This is a genomic window from Sphingosinicella sp. SM1-17, from assembly GCF_056821765.1.
Genome location: NZ_JBPDIO010000001.1, coordinates 1,466,689 through 1,482,713 on the forward strand (window position 1 = coordinate 1,466,689; position 16,025 = coordinate 1,482,713).

Consider the following 16,025-nt stretch of genomic DNA (forward strand, 5'->3'; position numbering starts at 1 on the left):
GGAGCGAAGGGAAGCCTGGCGACGGGCGTGCGGTCAGGCCCTGCGGTTCCCGCGCCTCTCCCGCTCGAAGAGCCAGACCCGGATCGCGCTTCCGAGATTGGGCGGGTCGGCCGCCCGGACACGTTCGGCGTCGATCCGGGCGACCAGGGCGTTCAGCGGCAGCTCCTCTTCCGCCGCCGCCTCCCGCAGCGCGTCCCAGAAGATCGGCTCCAGGCTGATCGAGGTGGCATGCCCGGCGATCATGATCGAGCGCTTGACCGGACCGGTCCGCTCCTGCCCGCTTGCCACTGCGACGGTCTTCCGGTCGATCAATACATGTGCTGGCCGCCGTTGATCGACAGGGTCGATCCGGTGATGAAGCCGGCATCCTCGGCGCACAGGAAGGTGACTCCGCGCGCAATCTCGTCAGCCCGACCAAGCCGGCCGACGGGAATTCGAGCAACAATCTTCTCCAGGACGTCCTGCGGAACGGCCGCAACCATCTCGGTGTCGATATAGCCGGGTGCGATCGCGTTGACGGTGATCCCGGAACGGGCGCCTTCCTGGGCCAGGGCCTTGGTGAAGCCGTGGATCCCGGATTTGGCGGCGGCGTAATTCACCTGGCCATATTGCCCGGCCTGGCCGTTGATCGATCCGATATTGACGATCCGACCATATTTGCGCTCGTTCATTCCGTTCCACACGGCCTTGGCCATGTTGAAGCAGCCGCCGAGATTGACGTCGATCACCTCGTCCCACATCTGTCGGCTCATCCGCTTCATCGTTCCGTCGCGGGTGATCCCGGCATTGTTGACGAGGACGTCGACCGGGCCGAGTTCGGCTTCGATCTGCTGAACGCCGGCCATGCAGGAATCGAAATCGGAAACGTCCCATTTATAGGCCTTGATTCCGGTGCGGCTTGTGAAGTCCCGCGCTTTTTCCTCGTTGCCGGCATAGTTTGCCGCCACGGTGACGCCCGCATCGCGCAGGGCAAGGCTGATCGCCTCACCGATGCCGCGGGTTCCACCTGTGACGATCGCGACGCGTGCCATGGTGCCTCTCCCTTATGGTATTTCTACGGGCGCCTTATTGCGGCGGCAGCCAACCTTCAAGCTGGCGGCGGATCAGCGAGCGAAGCATGGCCACTCCGCCTTCGCTGTCGTTGAGGCAGGGTAGATAGGCGAATTCGGTCCCGCCGGAATCGAGGAAGGTCTCCCGCCCGCGAATCGCCAGCTCCTCCAGGGTCTCCAGGCAATCGGCAGAGAAACCGGGCGCGACGACGGCAACTTTGCGCACGCCTTTGCCGGGCAGCTCGGCCAGGAGCCGGTCGGTTGCCGGCTCGAGCCAGCGGGCTCGGCCGAAACGCGACTGGAAGGCGACCGTCAGCTCGCGGCCGAGCGCGTCTCCGAGGAGCCGAGCCGTCTTCTGGCAATGGCAATGATAAGGGTCGCCAAGGTGGAGCGTGCGCTCCGGCATGCCGTGAAAGCTGGCGATGATCGCGTCCGGCGCGAAAGGGAGCTTCGCGAGCTCCGATTCGATTCCGGACTTCAGTGCCGCGATATAGGCGGGATCGTCATGATAGGGGGGAAGCGTCCGAATCGCCGGCTGCCAGCGCATCCGCTTGAGCTGCGCAAAGGCCTCGTCATTGGCGGTTGCGGTCGTCGCCGCGCTATATTGGGGATAAAGGGGAGCGACGAGGATCCGGTCGCAGCCTTGATCCTTGAGTGCAGCGATCCGCTCCCGGATGGCGGGTTTCCCGTAGCGCATCGCATGGTCGACGATCACTCGTGGGCCGAACGCCCCAGCTAGCGCACGGGCCTGCCGAGCGGTGATGACGGCAAGCGGGGAGCCTTCGTCCGTCCACACCTGCCGATAGGCATGAGCGGACTTTTTCGGCCGAGTGGTGAGGATGACCCCCCGGAGCAGGGGCTGCCAGACCAATTGCGGGATCTCCACCACTCGCGGGTCGGACAGGAATTCCTTCAGATAGACTCGGACCGCGCCGGGTTCGGGGCGGTTCGGCGTGCCCAGATTGACCAGAAGCACGCCGATCTTGGGTTCAGCTATTGCGGGATGGTCCGGGGGCGGAATCATGGACGGCTTCCGATGGCAAGCGGCAGCGAGCGGAGCCGCTGACCGGTAAGGGCGAAAAGGGCGTTGGCGATGGCCGGAGCCGCGGTCGGTACCGCCAGTTCGGTCGCTCCGCCGGGTTCCTCCTCGCTTTCCAGGATCTCGACGGTCACTTCGGGCGAATCGCGCAGGATCGGCAGCCCCAAGGCACCGATCGTCCGAGCGGTCGGGACGCCATTTTCGAAGTCGAGCGGAAGCCCGGTAGCCGCGGAGATTCCGTGGATCAGGCCGCCTTCGATCTGCTGCCTGACGATTTCGGGATTGACGATCCGGCCGCAATCGACGGCGCAGACGGCCCGCAAAACCCGCACCCTCTGCTCGCGGGTCACCTCGATCTCGACGAGGGTGGCGATGTGCGATCCGAAGGCGCTGTGCGCCGCGATGCCCATGCTGCTTCCCGGAGCGCCGCCGTCCCAACCGCCGATCGACGTCGCGGTGGCAAGCGCTCGGGCCAGGCGCGGGTTGGAGCCGAGCATCGACATCCGGAAGGACAAGGGTTCCTGCCCCGCCGTGCGCGCAAGCTCGTCGATGAAGCTTTCCGTGAAGAAGCAGGTGTAGCTGTGGGGCCCCGAGCGCCAGAACCCGGTCTGGATTCCGGGCTCGACCGGCACATGGTCGATCGCCACATTGGCGATCCCGTAGGGCGGGACAGCGCCCGCCACCGGGCCGCCATGAGGCTGAAACAGGCTGGCCGGCACGTGCAGCCGATCGGCGACCTCGCGGCCGGTCGAGGGCGCTGCAATTCGGGCGTGCCATCCGAGGATTGCGCCCTGCCGGACCCACGCGCTCATCCGCGCCGCGGCGGGGGGGCGGAAGCTGTCGCGCTGGATTTCCTGGATCCGCGGCCAGACGAGCTGCACCGGTCGACCCATCCGGATTGCCAGGATCGCTGCCTGTTCGATCGCCTCCGTCTCGAACTTGCGCCCATAGCCGCCGCCGGCAAGGGTGGGATAAAGCGTGACATAGTTCTCCGGGAACCCGGTCGCCCGGGCGGCAGCGGCTCGGGCAAGGCTCGGGGCCTGTGACGGCGCCCAGATCTCCAGCCGGTCGCCGATCTTGCGCGCCGTCGCGGTCAGCGTCTCGACCGCCGCGCCGGGCGCGGGTCCGACGTCGTAGCTGGCGGTGACATGGCTCGCTCCGGCACCGGGCTCGTCGACATTGCCGGCTTCGAAACTGCGCTCCGCCTCGCCCTCGTCCAGCGCTTCGGCCAGAGTGGCCGCGATACTATACCCGCCGGCGAGCCCGCCCGGCAGCTCGAAGCGCGGCCGGAGCAGGTCGAGCGCCTTGCCGGCCGCCCACCAATTGCTTCCGACCACCGCGACCCAATGCGGGTTCTCGACGAGCGTCAGGGCGCCATGCACCTGGCCGTCGGCGGCATCGCGGTCGAGCCCGACGAGACGGCTTCCTGGCGGGCCGCTTCGCACCGCCGCATAGAGCATGTCCGGAAGCCTCACGTCGCCGGCGAACAAGGCGGAGCCGTCGAGCTTGGCCGGAACGTCGAGTCGCGGAAGCGGTTGCCCGACCAGCCGGTTTTCCATCCCGCCCCGGACCGGCAGCTCTTCGGGCGGTTCGCGAGCGGCGGCGGCTTCGGCCAGCTCGGCAAACGGAATCCGGTCGTTGTCGCGCCAGACGAAGCCGTCGCGCGTGTCGAGTTCCCGCCAATCGGCATCCCAGCGCTCGGCCGCCGCCATGCAGAGCAGGGCTCGGGCTGAGGCACCGGCCTCGCGCAGCCGGTTCTGGAAGGCGCGAACCGATGTCGATCCGCCGGTGATCATCAGCGAATTGCGGATCGCATATTGGCGGGCCGCCCAGTGGTCGATGCCGAGGATGGAAGGCAAAGCACTGTCCTCCGCCGCCTGTTCGGCGACCAAGGTGTTGGCGTAAAGAGGGCCGATCGGCGCCGGTTCGACCGAAACGGTTCGCCAGTCGGCGCCGAGCTCGTCCGCCAGGATCTGCGGCAGGCTGGTGAAGACACCCTGGCCGATCTCGGTCTGCGGAACGGCCACGATCACTCGGCCGTCCTGCGCGATTCTGAGAAAGGCGTTGAACAGGACTTCGCCGGGTGCGGTGCTCAGGTTGGGCGTGTAGGTTCGTGGCCAGAGCGCCCAGGCGACGACAAGGCCGACGCCCGCGCCGCCGCCGATCAGCACCGAGCGCCGGCTGACGCCTCCGCCTTGGTCGTCTTCTGCCATCCGGTTGCTGATAGCGGGCGGCGACGGGAGCGCAAAGCCTTAGCCCCGCTTGATTCCTGCCGCGGGATTGGGCACGGACGCGGCCCGGAGGAGCACCGATGGCGGCCCGAATCTACCAGCGCTACAAGAATGCGATGCAGTCCGGAAAAGCCCGCACGGGCGAATGGGTGCTCGAATTCGAATCCCGCAGGCCCAAGCGTCCCGATCCGCTGACCGGCTGGTCGGGGGGCGCCGAGACCCAGGAGCAGATCAAGCTCAGCTTTCCGAGCCTCGAAGCGGCCCAGGCCTATGCGGATCGCAATGGCATCGACTATCATCTTGTCCCGCCGGCGCAGCCGAAGCTGAAGCTCCAGTCCTACGCCGACAATTTCCGATAGCCGGTAAAGCGGATTGCCAGAAGGTTCGGCTCAGCCGAGCCGCGGCCTACCCGCCCTGCTCAGCGCTCTTGAGGAAGCGGGAGGCCAGCAGGAGCAACAGCTTCACATCGACGGCGCAGCCTTGCTGCCGCTTCGCTTCGACGAAATCCGGCGCCTGCTCGATCGGGACGCGATGGACGATGATGTCTTCGCCGGCCACGCCTCCTCCTTCTCCGACCCGGGTAAGGCCTTCCGCGCGAAGGAGGGTAAAGCCTTCTGAGGACATTCCGGGCGAGGCATGGAAACGGCCAAGCTCGACCATCCGCTCGGCGCGATAGCCGGTCTCCTCCTCCAATTCCCGGATCGCCGCGGTTTCGACGGCTTCGCCTTCCTCCTCGTCGCCGACCAGTCCGGCCGGAAGCTCCAGGCAAGGCGACTGCAACGGCGCTCGGAACTGCTCGACAAGAAGGACGTGGCCTTCTTCGATGGCAAGGATCACCGCTGCGCTCACCCCTCGGGTTCGGGACACATATTCCCATTTGCCACGACGCTTGGCGGCGATGAACTTGCCCTGCCAGGCGATTTCCTCGGGGGCGTTCGAGTCGAGGCTCATAGTTCGACCAGCCTGTCCGGAAGCTCGTTCGGATTGTCGAGGGTCTTTGGAAGGATGCGGGCGAGCACTTCCCCGACCTTTTCGACGGCTCGTGCCATTCCCTGGCCCGGGCGTCCCGCTTTGACCTCGTCGACCAGCGCCGCCATCGCCTCGCCCCAGATTTCCGGCTCGACTTGGTCGGCGATCGCCTTGTCGGCGACGATTTCCGCCCGGTGCTCGAGCAGCGAAAGGTAGATCAGGACTCCGGTTCGGCCGCGCGTCTTGAGCTCGCACCCGGTGCGGAACAGCTCGATGGCACGGCGATGGACTCGCCGAGTCTTGGTTCGCCCCGGAGTGAGCGCCATCCGCAGCGGCATATGGGCGAGGATCAGCCTGACGACGAGGAAGGCGAGCGCCAGCAGAACGAAAAGGGCGAGCATCAGCGCGCCTCTCGAAAATTCGGCATTCCAGCCCAAGGCGAGGCCGGCCGCCCAGTCGATCCACCCTTGTGGGAGGAGCGCGAGCTTGGCTGGAACCAGCAGCATGGCCAGCACCGAATAGTGGAGCGCGACGTCGTGATAGGCGTCCGACCGCCCGGCGACGATCGTGACGATCTCGCCGTCGCTTTCGGTTTCGGCCTTGGTCACGGCCGCGGTGACCAGCTTATGCTCCTCCGCTGTCAGGCGATTCATCACCATCCTCCTGAGGCTCCGCCGCCGCCGAACGACCCGCCGCCACCCGAAAAGCCGCCGAAGCTTCCGCCTCCGCCGCCGCTCCAGCCGCCCCAGCTGCTGCCCGATGAACCGCCGCCCCATCCGCCGCTGCCCATCCCGGGCCCCCAGATGATGATCGGTCCGCCGTGGCGGCGGCGCCGGCCCCGATATCTGCGTCCGCCGAAGCCGCTTCGAAGCATCGGGATGATGATGAACATCAGAACGACGATCCAGAAGATGAGGGGGAAGACCGATCCACTCTCGCCGCCGCCTTGCCGGGCCTGAGCGGCCGCCAGAGCGCGCTGCTCGGCTTCCTCGGGAGGCGCCTGAAGCTGCTGGATGATCGAGTCGACCCCGGCGCCGATCCCGCCCGGAAAGTCGCCGCTGCGGAAGCGCGGCAGGATCTGCTCCTGGATGATCTGGTGCGAGAGAGCGTCGGTGAGGATCGGCTCCAGCCCATAGCCGACTTCGATCCGGACCTTCTTCTCGTTGGGGGCGACGATCAGGAGCGTGCCGTTATTGGCCTCGCTCTGGCCGATGCCCCAGTGGCGTCCGAGCTGATAGCCGTAATCCTCGATCGGATAGTCTTCCAGACTGGCGATCGTGGCAACGACCAGCTGCCGGCTGGAAGCCTGTTCGAGCGCCTGAAGCCGGCTGGTGAGCTCCGCCTCCTGCTCGGGCGACAGCAGGTCGGCCTGATCGACGACCCGCCCGGTCAGCTCGGGAAAATTCTGCGCTGCCGCCGGCGAAGCGGCGATCAACAGAAGCAGGAGAAAAAGACTTCGGATCATGTGACGACTCCGTCCTGCCGGGCGATCTCCGAAGCCGATGGCCGGAAGCGGAGACGCTCGATCAGCTTTCGGCTGCCACCGGCAACGGGGTCCGACAGGTTGGCAGCGCCTCCCGAGGCGATCAGGAGGGGCAAGGGCGCTTCCAAGGGGCCGCGCCCCGTCACTGCGTGTTGGTGTCGAAATTCACGGTCGGAGCGACGTCGGCGTTGGGCACGGTGGCCTCGAACGGCACCATCGGTTCCGAACCGTAGATGATCCGGGCGCCGATCACCGACGGGAAGGTACGGATCTCGGTATTATAAGCGCGGACCGCCTCGTTATAGTCGCGGATCGCTATGGTGATGCGGTTCTCCGTGCCTTCCAGCTGCGACATCAGGGTCGCGAAATTCTGCTGGCTCTGGAGCTGGGGATAGGCCTCCTGAAGCCGCTGGAGGGTGAGGGTGAGCCGGGTCTGGGCCTCGGCGAAGCGAGCCATCGCCTGTGGGTCGCTGAGCTGCTCGGGCGGAACCGTGATCCGAGTCGCGTCGGCCCGCGCCTGGGTCACCTCGGTGAGGATCCGCTCTTCCGAGGCTGCGGCGCCCTGGACGGTTGCGACCAGGTTGGGGATCAGATTGGCGCGCCGCTGATAGGCGGCCTGGACGTCGGCCCATTCTGCCTTCGCCTGCTCCTCCGCGGTCGGGATCGAATTGACCCCGCAGGCAGAAAGTAGGACCATGATCGGTGCAAGAACGGCAATCTGGCGTGCGCGCATCAATGGTCTCCCGGGATGGTGCTGTTCTCCCACCTAGGGTGTCCGCTTCGGCTCCGCAACGGCAGGCCGCCGAACGCTGGCGACCACCGGGTCGGAATCAGATCGAGCCGCCGGAGTCGAGCAGCATGTTCACCGGTACCTGGAACTTCCGACGATAGTCTCCAGGGGCCATCCCGACGTGGCGCCGGAAGAGCCGACGGAACGAGGCCGGATCCTGATAGCCGACCTGACGGGCAATCTCCTCCACGGCCTCCTCGCCGGTTTCGAGCATCTGCTTGGCCTCCTCGATCCGGAGCGACTGGACATATTCGAGCGGAGCGTAGCCGGTTGCCGCGCGAAACCGACGATCGAAGGTGCGCTTGGAAAGGCCGGACAGGGCCGCGACCTCGCCGATCAGGTCGGGACGGTCGTAATGCTCCGCCAGCCACTGCTGGCAACGCAGGATGGCCGAGTCGCCATGGCCGACATTCACGACCATGGACGCATAAGGCTGCTGTCCGTCGCGATGCCACTGGTACAGGAAAATTTTCGAGATCCGGAGCGCTTCGGCGATTCCGCCGTGGCGGGCGATCATATAGAGGCAGAGGTCCTGCCAGGACGATGAGCCGCCGGAGCAGAGCAGGGAATGGCCTGGTCCGCTCTGGACGAGGATCCTGTTCTCCTGAACGTCGACGTCCGGAAACTCGCTTCGAAGAAGGCTGACATAGCTCCAGTGAGTGGTCGCCGAGCGGCCGTCGAGCAGGCCCGCCTCGGCGAGGACGATCGGCCCGCCGCAGGAAGCCAACACCTGTGCTCCGAGCGCGTGCATGTCGCGGATCCAGGCGATCAGTCGCCGGTCGAGACGGCGGATGCACTCCGCCGAGTAAACCATGACGTTCGGAACGAAGACGATGTCCGTCCGCTCGACCTCTTCGATCGACTCGTGGGGAACGATCGTGACTCCGGTGAACAGCTCGATCGGATCGGGTGCCGCGGCGACGAGACGGGGCCGGAACAGCGGCTCGCAGTCGCGCCCCTCCATCCGGTTCCAGAACACGCCCGGGGCATAGAGCGTGTCGTAGATGCCGTAGATGACGCAGGGGTCGGATTCGCGGAACAGCACGATGCTGACATCGAGCGGCCGTCGCCTTTCGTCCCCGCCTGGTGGCGCGATCGGCTCCATCGCAGCCCTTTTGCCACTGATCCCGTCGCGCCGCCATCCTTATGGGTGAGGCAAGGGGCGACTTTTCGAAACAATGGCGAGAGCAAACATCATGCAGATCGACGAAAACAAGCTTCACGCTTTGCTTGGACTGATGGTCAACGAGCTTGGCGCGGCGCAGAACGCCGCCCTGGTCATATTGGGAGACGAACTCGGCCTTTATTCGGCCTTGGCCGAGAAAGGGCCCTTGAATTCCGACGCGCTCGCCGCGGCCACCGGAACGCACGAACGCTATGTGCGGGAATGGGCCTCCGCCCAGGCAGCGTCGGGCTTCATCAGCTATGACGCCTCGACCGGCCGGTTCAGCCTTTCGCCGGAGCAGTCGGCGGTGCTCGCCGACGAGGACAGCCTGGTCAACATGGTCGGCGGCTTTCAGGCCCTGGTCGCCACTTATGCGGACCGGCCGCGGCTGAAGGAGGCGTTCAGGACGGGCAAGGGCGTCTCCTGGACGGAGCGGTGCAGCTGCCTGTTCTGTGGCACGGACCGATTCTTCCGTCCCGGCTACCGGTCCAATCTGCTCAGTTCGTGGCTGCCGGCGCTGGACGGAGTGGTCGAAAGGCTCGAGCGAGGGGCCCGCGTCGCGGACGTCGGCTGCGGCCACGGCACGTCGACGGTGATCATGGCCGAGGCCTTCCCGAACTCGGAATTCGTCGGCTTCGATTTCCACGACGCATCGATCGAGGAGGCCCGCAGCCAGGCGAAGGGACTGGCCAATGCGCGCTTCGAGGTGGCGAGGGCTCAGGATTTCCCCGGCCGGGGATTCGATCTCATCACCTTGTTCGACGCGCTCCACGACATGGGCGACCCTGTCGGCGCCGCCCGGCACATGGCCGAGGCGCTGGCGCCGGACGGGAAGGTGATGCTGGTCGAGCCGATGGCCGGCGATGCCCTGGAAGACAATCTGCACCCGGTCGGGCGGATCTTCTATGCCGCCTCCACCAACTTCTGTGTGCCCGCCTCACTGGGCCAGGAGGTTGGCGCGGCCCTCGGTGCACAGGCCGGACAGAAGCGGCTTGAAGCCGTGCTTCGCGAAGGCGGTCTGAACAAGGTGCGGCGGGCCGCGGAAACGCCATTCAACATGGTGCTGGAGGCTTGCCGCTAAGTCCGGATCAAGCCGGCCGGGCCGCAGCGCAGCCTGGCCCGGCCGGCAAGGGTCCGCAATGACACCGCCATTCCGCTCGGCGGAGCGCGCGGCTATCAAGGCTCCATGTCCCGGATCCTGCTCTATGACTATCACCGCTCCTCGGCGAGCTATCGGGTGCGAATCGCGCTCAATCTCAAGGGTGCCGAATATGATCGGGTCGCCGTCAGCCTGATCGACGGCGAGCAACGCGAGCCGGAATATAAAGGCCGCAATCCGCAGGGATTCGTGCCGATGTTGGAGGTTGACGGCCGACGCCTGACTCAAAGCCTCGCCATCATCGACTGGCTGGACTCGACCCGCCCTGATCCGCCGCTTCTGCCCCGCGACCCGGCCGAGGCCGCCCATGTGCGCGCTCTGGCGCTGACGATCGCCTGCGACATTCACCCGCTCAACAACCTGCGCGTGCTCAAGCGGCTTTCGGCGCTCGGTCACCCTCAGGAGCAGCGGGACGAATGGTATCGCCACTGGGTCAGCGAGGGCTTCGATGCGCTCGAAGCGCTCGCCGCACCGGGGGCAGGACGCTTCCTGTTCGGTGACCTGCCCACTTTGGCGGACATCTGCCTGGTGCCGCAAATGTACAATGCCCGTCGATTCGAGGTTCCGCTGGACGCCTATCCCACGCTCGTCCGGGTCGACGCGGAAGCGAGCCGGATCGAGGCCTTCGCCGCGGCTCATCCGGATCGGGTCGCGCCGGCGGCGACAAAGGGGTAAGGAGACACGCAGAGAAGGAGGAGGCCTGAATGGGACGCGTCGAAGCGATCGGGCGGGGAATGACGGAAGCGACCCCCGTTTCAGCGGTCGAAATCCCTTCGCTGGAGGGCAAGGTCAGCGACGAGGAGTGGAAGATCCGCGTGGACCTTGCCGCTGCCTACCGGCTCGTCGCTCATTATGGCTGGGACGACCTCATCTTCACCCATTTGTCGGCGCGGATCCCCGGGCCTGAGCATCACTTCCTGCTCAACCCCTACAATCTGATGTTCGAGGAGGTGACCGCCTCCAGCCTCATCAAGGTCGACATGAACGGCCTTCCGGTCGAACCCACGCCGTTCATCACCAATCCCGCCGGCTTCACCATCCATAGCGCGATCCATATGGCGCGGGAGGATGCCCAGGCGGTGATCCACCTTCACACGCCGCACGGCCAGGCTGTTTCGGCCCATGGCGACGGACTGCTTCCGCTGACCCAGACGGCGATGCTGATCCGGGACGAAGTCGCCTATCACGATTATGAGGGCGTCGCCGTCGACCTCGACGAGCGGGAGCGGATCATCGCCGACCTGGGGCAGAAATGCGCGATGCTTCTGCGCAATCACGGGACTCTGGCCGTCGGCGAGACGGTCGGCGAGGCGTTCATCCGGATCTATTTCCTGGAGCGCGCCTGCCAGGCGCAGATCCTGGCTCTCTCCGCCGGCGACAATCTCAACAACCCGCCTCAGGGAGCGCCGGAAGTCACCGCCCAGCAGGGCAAGATGGGGCTGAAGCTTGCGGCTGGAGCGCTTGCCTGGCCCGCTCTGCTTCGCAAGGCGTACCGGCTGGATCCGGACTTCGCCACCTGAGCGCCTTCGTCAGGCCGAATACCAGTCCTTCTCCAGCCGCCGCGAGGCGATGAAGTAGAGCAGGGCGCTGAGCAGGTAGAAGCCAAGGCCGTACAGGATCGAATAGCGAAGCGACTGCTCGCCATAGGCTTCGGCCATCGTGTCCGACATGAAGCCGAGGAAGAAGATCCCGAAGCCGATTCCGATCAGATTGTTGATGAACAGCATGCAGGCCGATGAGGTCGCCCGCATGTTGGGCGGGACGATGTGCTGCACGGCGGCGATCACCGGGCCGAGCCAGGCCAAAGCGAGCATCTGACCGATCGCGAAGAGGATCCACGCCACTTCGAGCGAGGGCGCGAACAGGCCGATCGCGAAGGTCGGGGCGGCGATCAGGAAACAGATTGCCGGAATGAGGGCGTAGCTGGCGGGCCGGTCGGGCCCGGTTCGGTCACCGAGCCAGCCGCCGAGCCAGGTGCCGGCGATCCCGCCGACCAGAACGATCGAGCCGTAGAACCAGCCGACCTGCTGAAGCTCGAGATCGAAGCTTCGATTGAAGAAGCTCGGAAGCCAGAAGATCAGTCCATAGCCGAGGATCGACCCTGAAGCCGCGCCGAAGGACAGCAGCCAGAAACTCGGTGTAGCCGCAAGCGTCCTCGCGACCGCGGGAAAGGGCGGTGCCGGGTCGCTCGCTCTTCCGTCCACCGTGTCGAACCCGCCGCGCACCGGCTCGGGGACTCCCAGCTTGACGAGAAGCGCTGCGGGAAGTCCGGCCAAGCCGACGATGAGGAAGGCCGAGCGCCAGTCGAGATTGCTGGCGATCCAGCCGCCGAAAAAGACACCGAGCGCGGAGCCGATCGGGATCCCGAGGGAGAAGAAAGCGAGCGCCCGGGCCCGCTTCGACTTCGGGTAGAAATCGGAGATCAGCGCATAGGAGGGCGCGACGCCTCCGGCTTCGCCGATCCCGACGCCCATTCGAGCCAGGAAGAGCTGCCAGAAATTCTGGGCCAGGCCGCAAACAGCGGTGAAGAGGCTCCACAGCGCAACCGAGAAGGCGATGATGTTGACCCGGCTCTTGCGGTCGGCGAGCCAGGCGATCGGAATGGCGAGCCCGGAATAGAAGAGGGCGAAGGCGATCCCACCCATCAGGCTGAGCTGGGTATCGGTGAGCTGGAGCTCCGCCTTTATCGGCACCGCCAGGATGCCAATGATCTGCCGGTCGATGAAGTTGAAGATGTAGGCGAGGAGCAGGATGACGAGTACGCGCCCGCCGGGACCTTTCTCGTCAGCTTTGCTCCCCGCCGTCATGTTCGCTCCTTAGAAAGTCAGGCCGACCGACAGGTAGACCTGCCGCGGATTGCCGTAATAAGCCGTCAGTACCCCTTCGGCGCCCAGAGTGGGAACGAGCCGGCCCTGCGCGTTCCGACGGAAATCGCCGGTGTCGGGATCCTGGGCAAGGAAGTTGTAGCCGGAGACGATGTAACGCTTGTCGGTCAGGTTGCGGCCGTGAAGCCCGATCGACCAGCGATCGTCGTCCGATCGCCAGACCAGATTGGCGTCCCAGAGCGCGAAGCCGCCCTGATCGAGGCCCGGCGTGCGCAGCTCGAACTGCTGGCTGGCGCTTCGATAGGAAAGGGTGGTGATGAAATTGAGCATTCCGGGTCCGACCGGCACCCCATAGTTGAGGGTCCCGCTCGCCGTCCATTCCGGCGTGTTCTGAACTTCCCGGCGATCGGCGACGTCGATGCCGCGGGCATCGATATATTCCCTGTAGTCGGCGTTCAGATAGCCGAGCGACCAGGAGATGTTGAAGCGGTCGCCGGCCGCGGCGAGGCTACGACCGACCAGAGCATTGCCCTCGAATTCGAGGCCCTGGAAGCGCGCCTTGGCGGCATTGGTGGTGACTCCGATGAAGGTCTGCTGGCCGTTCAGCACCGTTCCCACCGATCCGGGGATCTGAACATTGTTGTAGTCGGCGTGGAAGAGGGCCAGAGCCAGGTTGACCCGGCGATCGAAAAGGGAAGCGCGATAGCCGAGTTCGTAGCTGTCGACCGTCTCGGGCTCGAACGACATGAAGTCGAACAGCTCCTCGGCATTGCAGGCGCCGCCCTGCGCATTGCGGCACGCCGTGGAAACGCCGCGCGGGTCGAAGCCGCCGCCTTTGAAGCCGGCCGAATAGCTGGCGTAGATCGTCTGGTTCGGTCCCGGTCGATAGCTTACCGAGGCGCGAGGCGTGAATTCCTTGAACGTGGCGGTGCCGGTGAAGTCCGACTGGGTCAGGATCCGGGTACCCGTTCCGCCGAAGAAGGGGGATCCGCCTCCGCCCAGATAGACGCCGCGGTCGATGTCGGACGTGCGCTGGTCCCAAGTGTAGCGGCCGCCGAGCGAGACGCTGAACTGCTCCGAAATGTCATAGGTGAAGTCGCCGAAGAGCGCGAAGGTCTCGGTGTCGACATCGCCGAACGTCAACGCGGTGACTCCGCCCGGCAGCCGGACGTCGAAGATGGTCACGGCATTGGCGTCGAGATAATAAGCGCCGAGCAGTCCGTTGAACGGGCCGCTGCTGTAAAGGATCTGAAGCTCCTGCGACGTCTGGCTGTTGCGATAAACGGCCGGGACGTCGACATCGACCGCCGGAAGCGCGTCGAAGTCGATCGGCGTGCCGCTGCGATCGCGGCGATAGGCGCTGATGCTTCGCAGGGTCCAGCCGTCCCAGGGCTGGACCTCGGCATAGAGGCTGACGCCCCAGGCGCGCACGTCCTGCTCGGGATCGAGCAGCCCGCCGCGCGTGTCGAACTCGTCTTCGAGGACGGGCGCGCCCGAAACCAGGCCGGGAATGAGCCGGTGACCGCCTCGCGTATTGCTGTTGTCCTGGGTAAGGTCCGCCTGGACCCGGACGAAGAGATTGTTGTCATTGTTGACCTCCGCCGAGACTCGTCCCGCCCAGATGTCGCGATTGTAATTCTCTTCGCCCGTGGTGAGGTTTTCACCGAATCCCCCTCGGGACAGACGCGCCGCGGAGGCGCCGACCCGGAGCAATCCCGAACCGACGGGAGTGCTTCCCGTCACGACGAGATCCGCCTGGTCGTAGGTGCCGACGGTGGCTCGAACCCGCAGCTCGGGGTCGCGCGGAATGCGGCGAGTCACATATTTGATCGCGCCGCCGATCGTGTTGCGGCCGTAGAGCGTTCCCTGGGGACCGCGGAGGATTTCGATGCGCTCGACATTGTAGATGTCGAGGAGGGCGGCCTGCGGCCGGTTGAGGTAGACGTCGTCGAGGTAGATTCCGACCCCGGCTTCGAACCCGGCCACGGGATCCTGCTGGCCCACGCCGCGAATGAAGGCGGTGAGCGTGGAGTTGGTGCCGCGCGACGCCTCGAGGGTGACGTTGGGCGTCGTGTCCGAAATGTCGGTGATGTCGAGCGCACCTTCGGCCTCGAGCTGATCGGCCGAATAGGCGGTAATGGCGAGCGGCACGTCGGTGATGCTCTCGGCCCGCCGCCGGGCGGTGACGAGGATGACCTCATCCTGGTTGGCGGCTGCCGCCGCTTCTTCGGCGACGGTCGAACTTGCGAGTTCGTCCTGGGCGTAGAGCGGGGCCGCGGCCGCCAGCGCGATGGTGGCGCTGCCGAGCTTCATGGCGGTGATCAGTCGGGTTCTGGTGGACATCGGGCTTCCTCCTCAATGGCTGCTGTTCTGGGTGGTGCGGGCGCGAAACAGGCGCTCCGCAAAATCGGTCAAAGTGGCGTTGAACAATTCCGGCTGCTCGAGATGAGGAGCATGGCCGGAACCATCGAAGCGCACGGCCTCGGCGTTCGGCAGGGCCGCCACGAGATGGTCGGCCGTATCCTCGCCATAGAGGCGGCTCTGCGCTCCATGGACGATCAGCGTCGGGTGCTGGATTCGGGTGAGCAGCGACCGAACGTCCTGGCCGACGAGCGAGGCCCAGAGAGCGGCGATCGTTTCCGGCTCGTTGCGGGCGAATTCGAAGCTTGCCCAGTCGGCGGCTTCTCGCGCGTTGTCGGAAATCGGCTGGGCGAAAATGGCCTGGCCGGCATCCACCGCGAAGCTTTGGAAGTCGGTTCGGATGGCGGCTGTTCGTGCCTCGCAGGCTTCAGGAGAGAGGCCGAGCGTCCAGTCGTCGTCGTTGAGCACTCGGGCCGTCATGTCCACGACCACCGCGCCGGCGAAGCGCCGAGCGGCAGGCCCGCTCAGAACGTGCCAAAGCACGGTGGCGCCGAGCGACCAGCCAACCCCGATCGCTTCGTGAAGTCCGAGCGCCTCGGCAAGTTCGGCGACATCGCGCGCGATCTGTTCGACGCTCGGTCGCTCGCCCGGTCGAGCCGAGCCGCCGTGACCGCGAAGGTCGATCCGGATCAGACGGAACCGCTTCGCCAGCGCTTCCTGTTCGCGGAAGAAGCCGCCATGCGCCATCAGCCCGTGCAGAAGCACGAGCGGCGGGCCACGGCCTTCGTCGCGATAGGCGATGCGCGCCCCGTCCGATGCGGTGAAATGCTCCAGAACGTCCTCCCCCGCCGCCGCTCCTTGCGAAGTCTCTCGGCTGGCGCCGCCAGTCGCATGAACTGAAACTTGAGTCAATGTTCAGTTTGAGGCTTAAACATCCCTTCACCCGCTTCTGCT

Annotated in this window: 17 protein-coding genes; 4 read left to right on the plus strand and 13 right to left on the minus strand. The window is 65.8% G+C overall.

The window, feature by feature from the left end:
* Positions 1-33: 33 nt before the first annotated feature.
* The 4 genes from ACRYLT_RS07370 to ACRYLT_RS07385 are packed head-to-tail and all read right to left on the minus strand — an operon-like array spanning position 34 to position 4,301.
* Complete coding sequence (locus ACRYLT_RS07370) at positions 34-312, minus strand: ribbon-helix-helix domain-containing protein (RefSeq protein ID WP_482663437.1); 279 nt, start codon at positions 310-312, stop codon at positions 34-36.
* Positions 309-1,031, minus strand: a complete 723-nt coding sequence (phbB, locus tag ACRYLT_RS07375) for an acetoacetyl-CoA reductase (protein ID WP_482663438.1) — start codon at positions 1,029-1,031, stop codon at positions 309-311. Before phbB ends, ACRYLT_RS07370 begins: the two co-directional genes overlap by 4 nt.
* 34 nt (positions 1,032-1,065) lie before the next feature.
* The gene (gene hemH, locus ACRYLT_RS07380; RefSeq protein WP_482663439.1) at positions 1,066-2,073 is read right to left on the minus strand and encodes a ferrochelatase; all 1,008 of its coding nucleotides are present in this window, start codon (positions 2,071-2,073) and stop codon (positions 1,066-1,068) included.
* On the minus strand, positions 2,070-4,301 hold the full coding sequence (locus ACRYLT_RS07385; RefSeq protein ID WP_482663440.1) for a xanthine dehydrogenase family protein molybdopterin-binding subunit: 2,232 nt from the start codon (positions 4,299-4,301) through the stop codon (positions 2,070-2,072). The genes hemH and ACRYLT_RS07385 overlap by 4 nt, the downstream gene beginning before the upstream one ends.
* A gap of 98 nt (positions 4,302-4,399) precedes the next feature.
* On the opposite strand from ACRYLT_RS07385, the gene ACRYLT_RS07390 reads away from it, so the two are divergent.
* Positions 4,400-4,678, plus strand: a complete 279-nt coding sequence (locus ACRYLT_RS07390; protein WP_482663441.1) for an ETC complex I subunit — start codon at positions 4,400-4,402, stop codon at positions 4,676-4,678.
* 46 nt (positions 4,679-4,724) lie between these two features.
* Here the strand turns inward: ACRYLT_RS07390 and ACRYLT_RS07395 are convergent, their stop codons facing one another.
* From ACRYLT_RS07395 to ACRYLT_RS07420, 6 genes are all read right to left on the minus strand, one after another.
* Positions 4,725-5,270, minus strand: coding sequence for an NUDIX hydrolase (locus ACRYLT_RS07395; RefSeq protein ID WP_482663442.1), 546 nt, complete (start codon positions 5,268-5,270; stop codon positions 4,725-4,727).
* Positions 5,267-5,941, minus strand: coding sequence for a TPM domain-containing protein (locus ACRYLT_RS07400; RefSeq protein ID WP_482663443.1), 675 nt, complete (start codon positions 5,939-5,941; stop codon positions 5,267-5,269). Before ACRYLT_RS07400 ends, ACRYLT_RS07395 begins: the two co-directional genes overlap by 4 nt.
* Positions 5,941-6,753 carry a TPM domain-containing protein gene (locus tag ACRYLT_RS07405; RefSeq protein WP_482663444.1) on the minus strand — a complete coding sequence of 271 codons (813 nt, stop codon included), beginning with the start codon at positions 6,751-6,753 and terminating at the stop codon, positions 5,941-5,943. The genes ACRYLT_RS07400 and ACRYLT_RS07405 overlap by 1 nt, the downstream gene beginning before the upstream one ends.
* Complete coding sequence (locus tag ACRYLT_RS07410; protein WP_482663445.1) at positions 6,750-6,887, minus strand: hypothetical protein; 138 nt, start codon at positions 6,885-6,887, stop codon at positions 6,750-6,752. The genes ACRYLT_RS07405 and ACRYLT_RS07410 overlap by 4 nt, the downstream gene beginning before the upstream one ends.
* Before the next feature lie 26 nt (positions 6,888-6,913).
* The gene (locus ACRYLT_RS07415; RefSeq protein WP_482663446.1) at positions 6,914-7,504 is read right to left on the minus strand and encodes a LemA family protein; all 591 of its coding nucleotides are present in this window, start codon (positions 7,502-7,504) and stop codon (positions 6,914-6,916) included.
* A 97-nt stretch (positions 7,505-7,601) separates the two neighbouring features.
* Positions 7,602-8,666 (minus strand): GlxA family transcriptional regulator, encoded by a 1,065-nt coding sequence (locus tag ACRYLT_RS07420; protein WP_482663447.1) that lies wholly within the window; start codon positions 8,664-8,666, stop codon positions 7,602-7,604.
* A 91-nt stretch (positions 8,667-8,757) separates the two neighbouring features.
* Here ACRYLT_RS07420 and ACRYLT_RS07425 point away from each other — a divergent pair, with 91 nt between their 5' ends.
* The 3 genes from ACRYLT_RS07425 (at position 8,758) to ACRYLT_RS07435 (ending at position 11,405) form a co-directional block, all read left to right on the plus strand.
* Positions 8,758-9,807: a class I SAM-dependent methyltransferase gene (locus ACRYLT_RS07425; RefSeq protein WP_482663448.1), complete on the plus strand. Its 1,050-nt coding sequence runs from the start codon at positions 8,758-8,760 to the stop codon at positions 9,805-9,807.
* Positions 9,808-9,912: 105 nt separating this feature from the next.
* Positions 9,913-10,560: a maleylacetoacetate isomerase gene (gene maiA, locus ACRYLT_RS07430; RefSeq protein WP_482663449.1), complete on the plus strand. Its 648-nt coding sequence runs from the start codon at positions 9,913-9,915 to the stop codon at positions 10,558-10,560.
* A 59-nt stretch (positions 10,561-10,619) separates the two neighbouring features.
* Positions 10,620-11,405 carry a class II aldolase/adducin family protein gene (locus ACRYLT_RS07435; protein WP_482665419.1) on the plus strand — a complete coding sequence of 262 codons (786 nt, stop codon included), beginning with the start codon at positions 10,620-10,622 and terminating at the stop codon, positions 11,403-11,405.
* A gap of 9 nt (positions 11,406-11,414) precedes the next feature.
* On the opposite strand, the gene ACRYLT_RS07440 is transcribed toward ACRYLT_RS07435, so the two are convergent.
* Genes ACRYLT_RS07440 through ACRYLT_RS07450 form a run of 3 tightly spaced genes read right to left on the minus strand, consistent with a single transcriptional unit; the run spans position 11,415 to position 15,983 of the window.
* Positions 11,415-12,692 carry a spinster family MFS transporter gene (locus tag ACRYLT_RS07440; protein WP_482663450.1) on the minus strand — a complete coding sequence of 426 codons (1,278 nt, stop codon included), beginning with the start codon at positions 12,690-12,692 and terminating at the stop codon, positions 11,415-11,417.
* A 9-nt stretch (positions 12,693-12,701) separates the two neighbouring features.
* On the minus strand, positions 12,702-15,053 hold the full coding sequence (locus ACRYLT_RS07445; protein WP_482663451.1) for a TonB-dependent receptor: 2,352 nt from the start codon (positions 15,051-15,053) through the stop codon (positions 12,702-12,704).
* Between the two features lie 12 nt (positions 15,054-15,065).
* The gene (locus ACRYLT_RS07450; RefSeq protein ID WP_482663452.1) at positions 15,066-15,983 is read right to left on the minus strand and encodes an alpha/beta fold hydrolase; all 918 of its coding nucleotides are present in this window, start codon (positions 15,981-15,983) and stop codon (positions 15,066-15,068) included.
* Positions 15,984-16,025: the final 42 nt, after the last annotated feature.

Coding starts and splice junctions, on each gene's coding strand:
- phbB (WP_482663438.1), bottom strand. CDS start 1,031: ATGGCACGCGTCGCGATCGTCACAGGTGGAACCCGCGGCATCGGTGAG.
- hemH (WP_482663439.1), bottom strand. CDS start 2,073: ATGATTCCGCCCCCGGACCATCCCGCAATAGCTGAACCCAAGATCGGC.
- ACRYLT_RS07385 (WP_482663440.1), bottom strand. CDS start 4,301: ATGGCAGAAGACGACCAAGGCGGAGGCGTCAGCCGGCGCTCGGTGCTG.
- ACRYLT_RS07390 (WP_482663441.1), top strand. CDS start 4,400: ATGGCGGCCCGAATCTACCAGCGCTACAAGAATGCGATGCAGTCCGGA.
- ACRYLT_RS07395 (WP_482663442.1), bottom strand. CDS start 5,270: ATGAGCCTCGACTCGAACGCCCCCGAGGAAATCGCCTGGCAGGGCAAG.
- ACRYLT_RS07400 (WP_482663443.1), bottom strand. CDS start 5,941: ATGAATCGCCTGACAGCGGAGGAGCATAAGCTGGTCACCGCGGCCGTG.
- ACRYLT_RS07405 (WP_482663444.1), bottom strand. CDS start 6,753: ATGATCCGAAGTCTTTTTCTCCTGCTTCTGTTGATCGCCGCTTCGCCG.
- ACRYLT_RS07415 (WP_482663446.1), bottom strand. CDS start 7,504: ATGCGCGCACGCCAGATTGCCGTTCTTGCACCGATCATGGTCCTACTT.
- ACRYLT_RS07420 (WP_482663447.1), bottom strand. CDS start 8,666: ATGGAGCCGATCGCGCCACCAGGCGGGGACGAAAGGCGACGGCCGCTC.
- ACRYLT_RS07425 (WP_482663448.1), top strand. CDS start 8,758: ATGCAGATCGACGAAAACAAGCTTCACGCTTTGCTTGGACTGATGGTC.
- maiA (WP_482663449.1), top strand. CDS start 9,913: ATGTCCCGGATCCTGCTCTATGACTATCACCGCTCCTCGGCGAGCTAT.
- ACRYLT_RS07435 (WP_482665419.1), top strand. CDS start 10,620: ATGACGGAAGCGACCCCCGTTTCAGCGGTCGAAATCCCTTCGCTGGAG.
- ACRYLT_RS07440 (WP_482663450.1), bottom strand. CDS start 12,692: ATGACGGCGGGGAGCAAAGCTGACGAGAAAGGTCCCGGCGGGCGCGTA.
- ACRYLT_RS07445 (WP_482663451.1), bottom strand. CDS start 15,053: ATGTCCACCAGAACCCGACTGATCACCGCCATGAAGCTCGGCAGCGCC.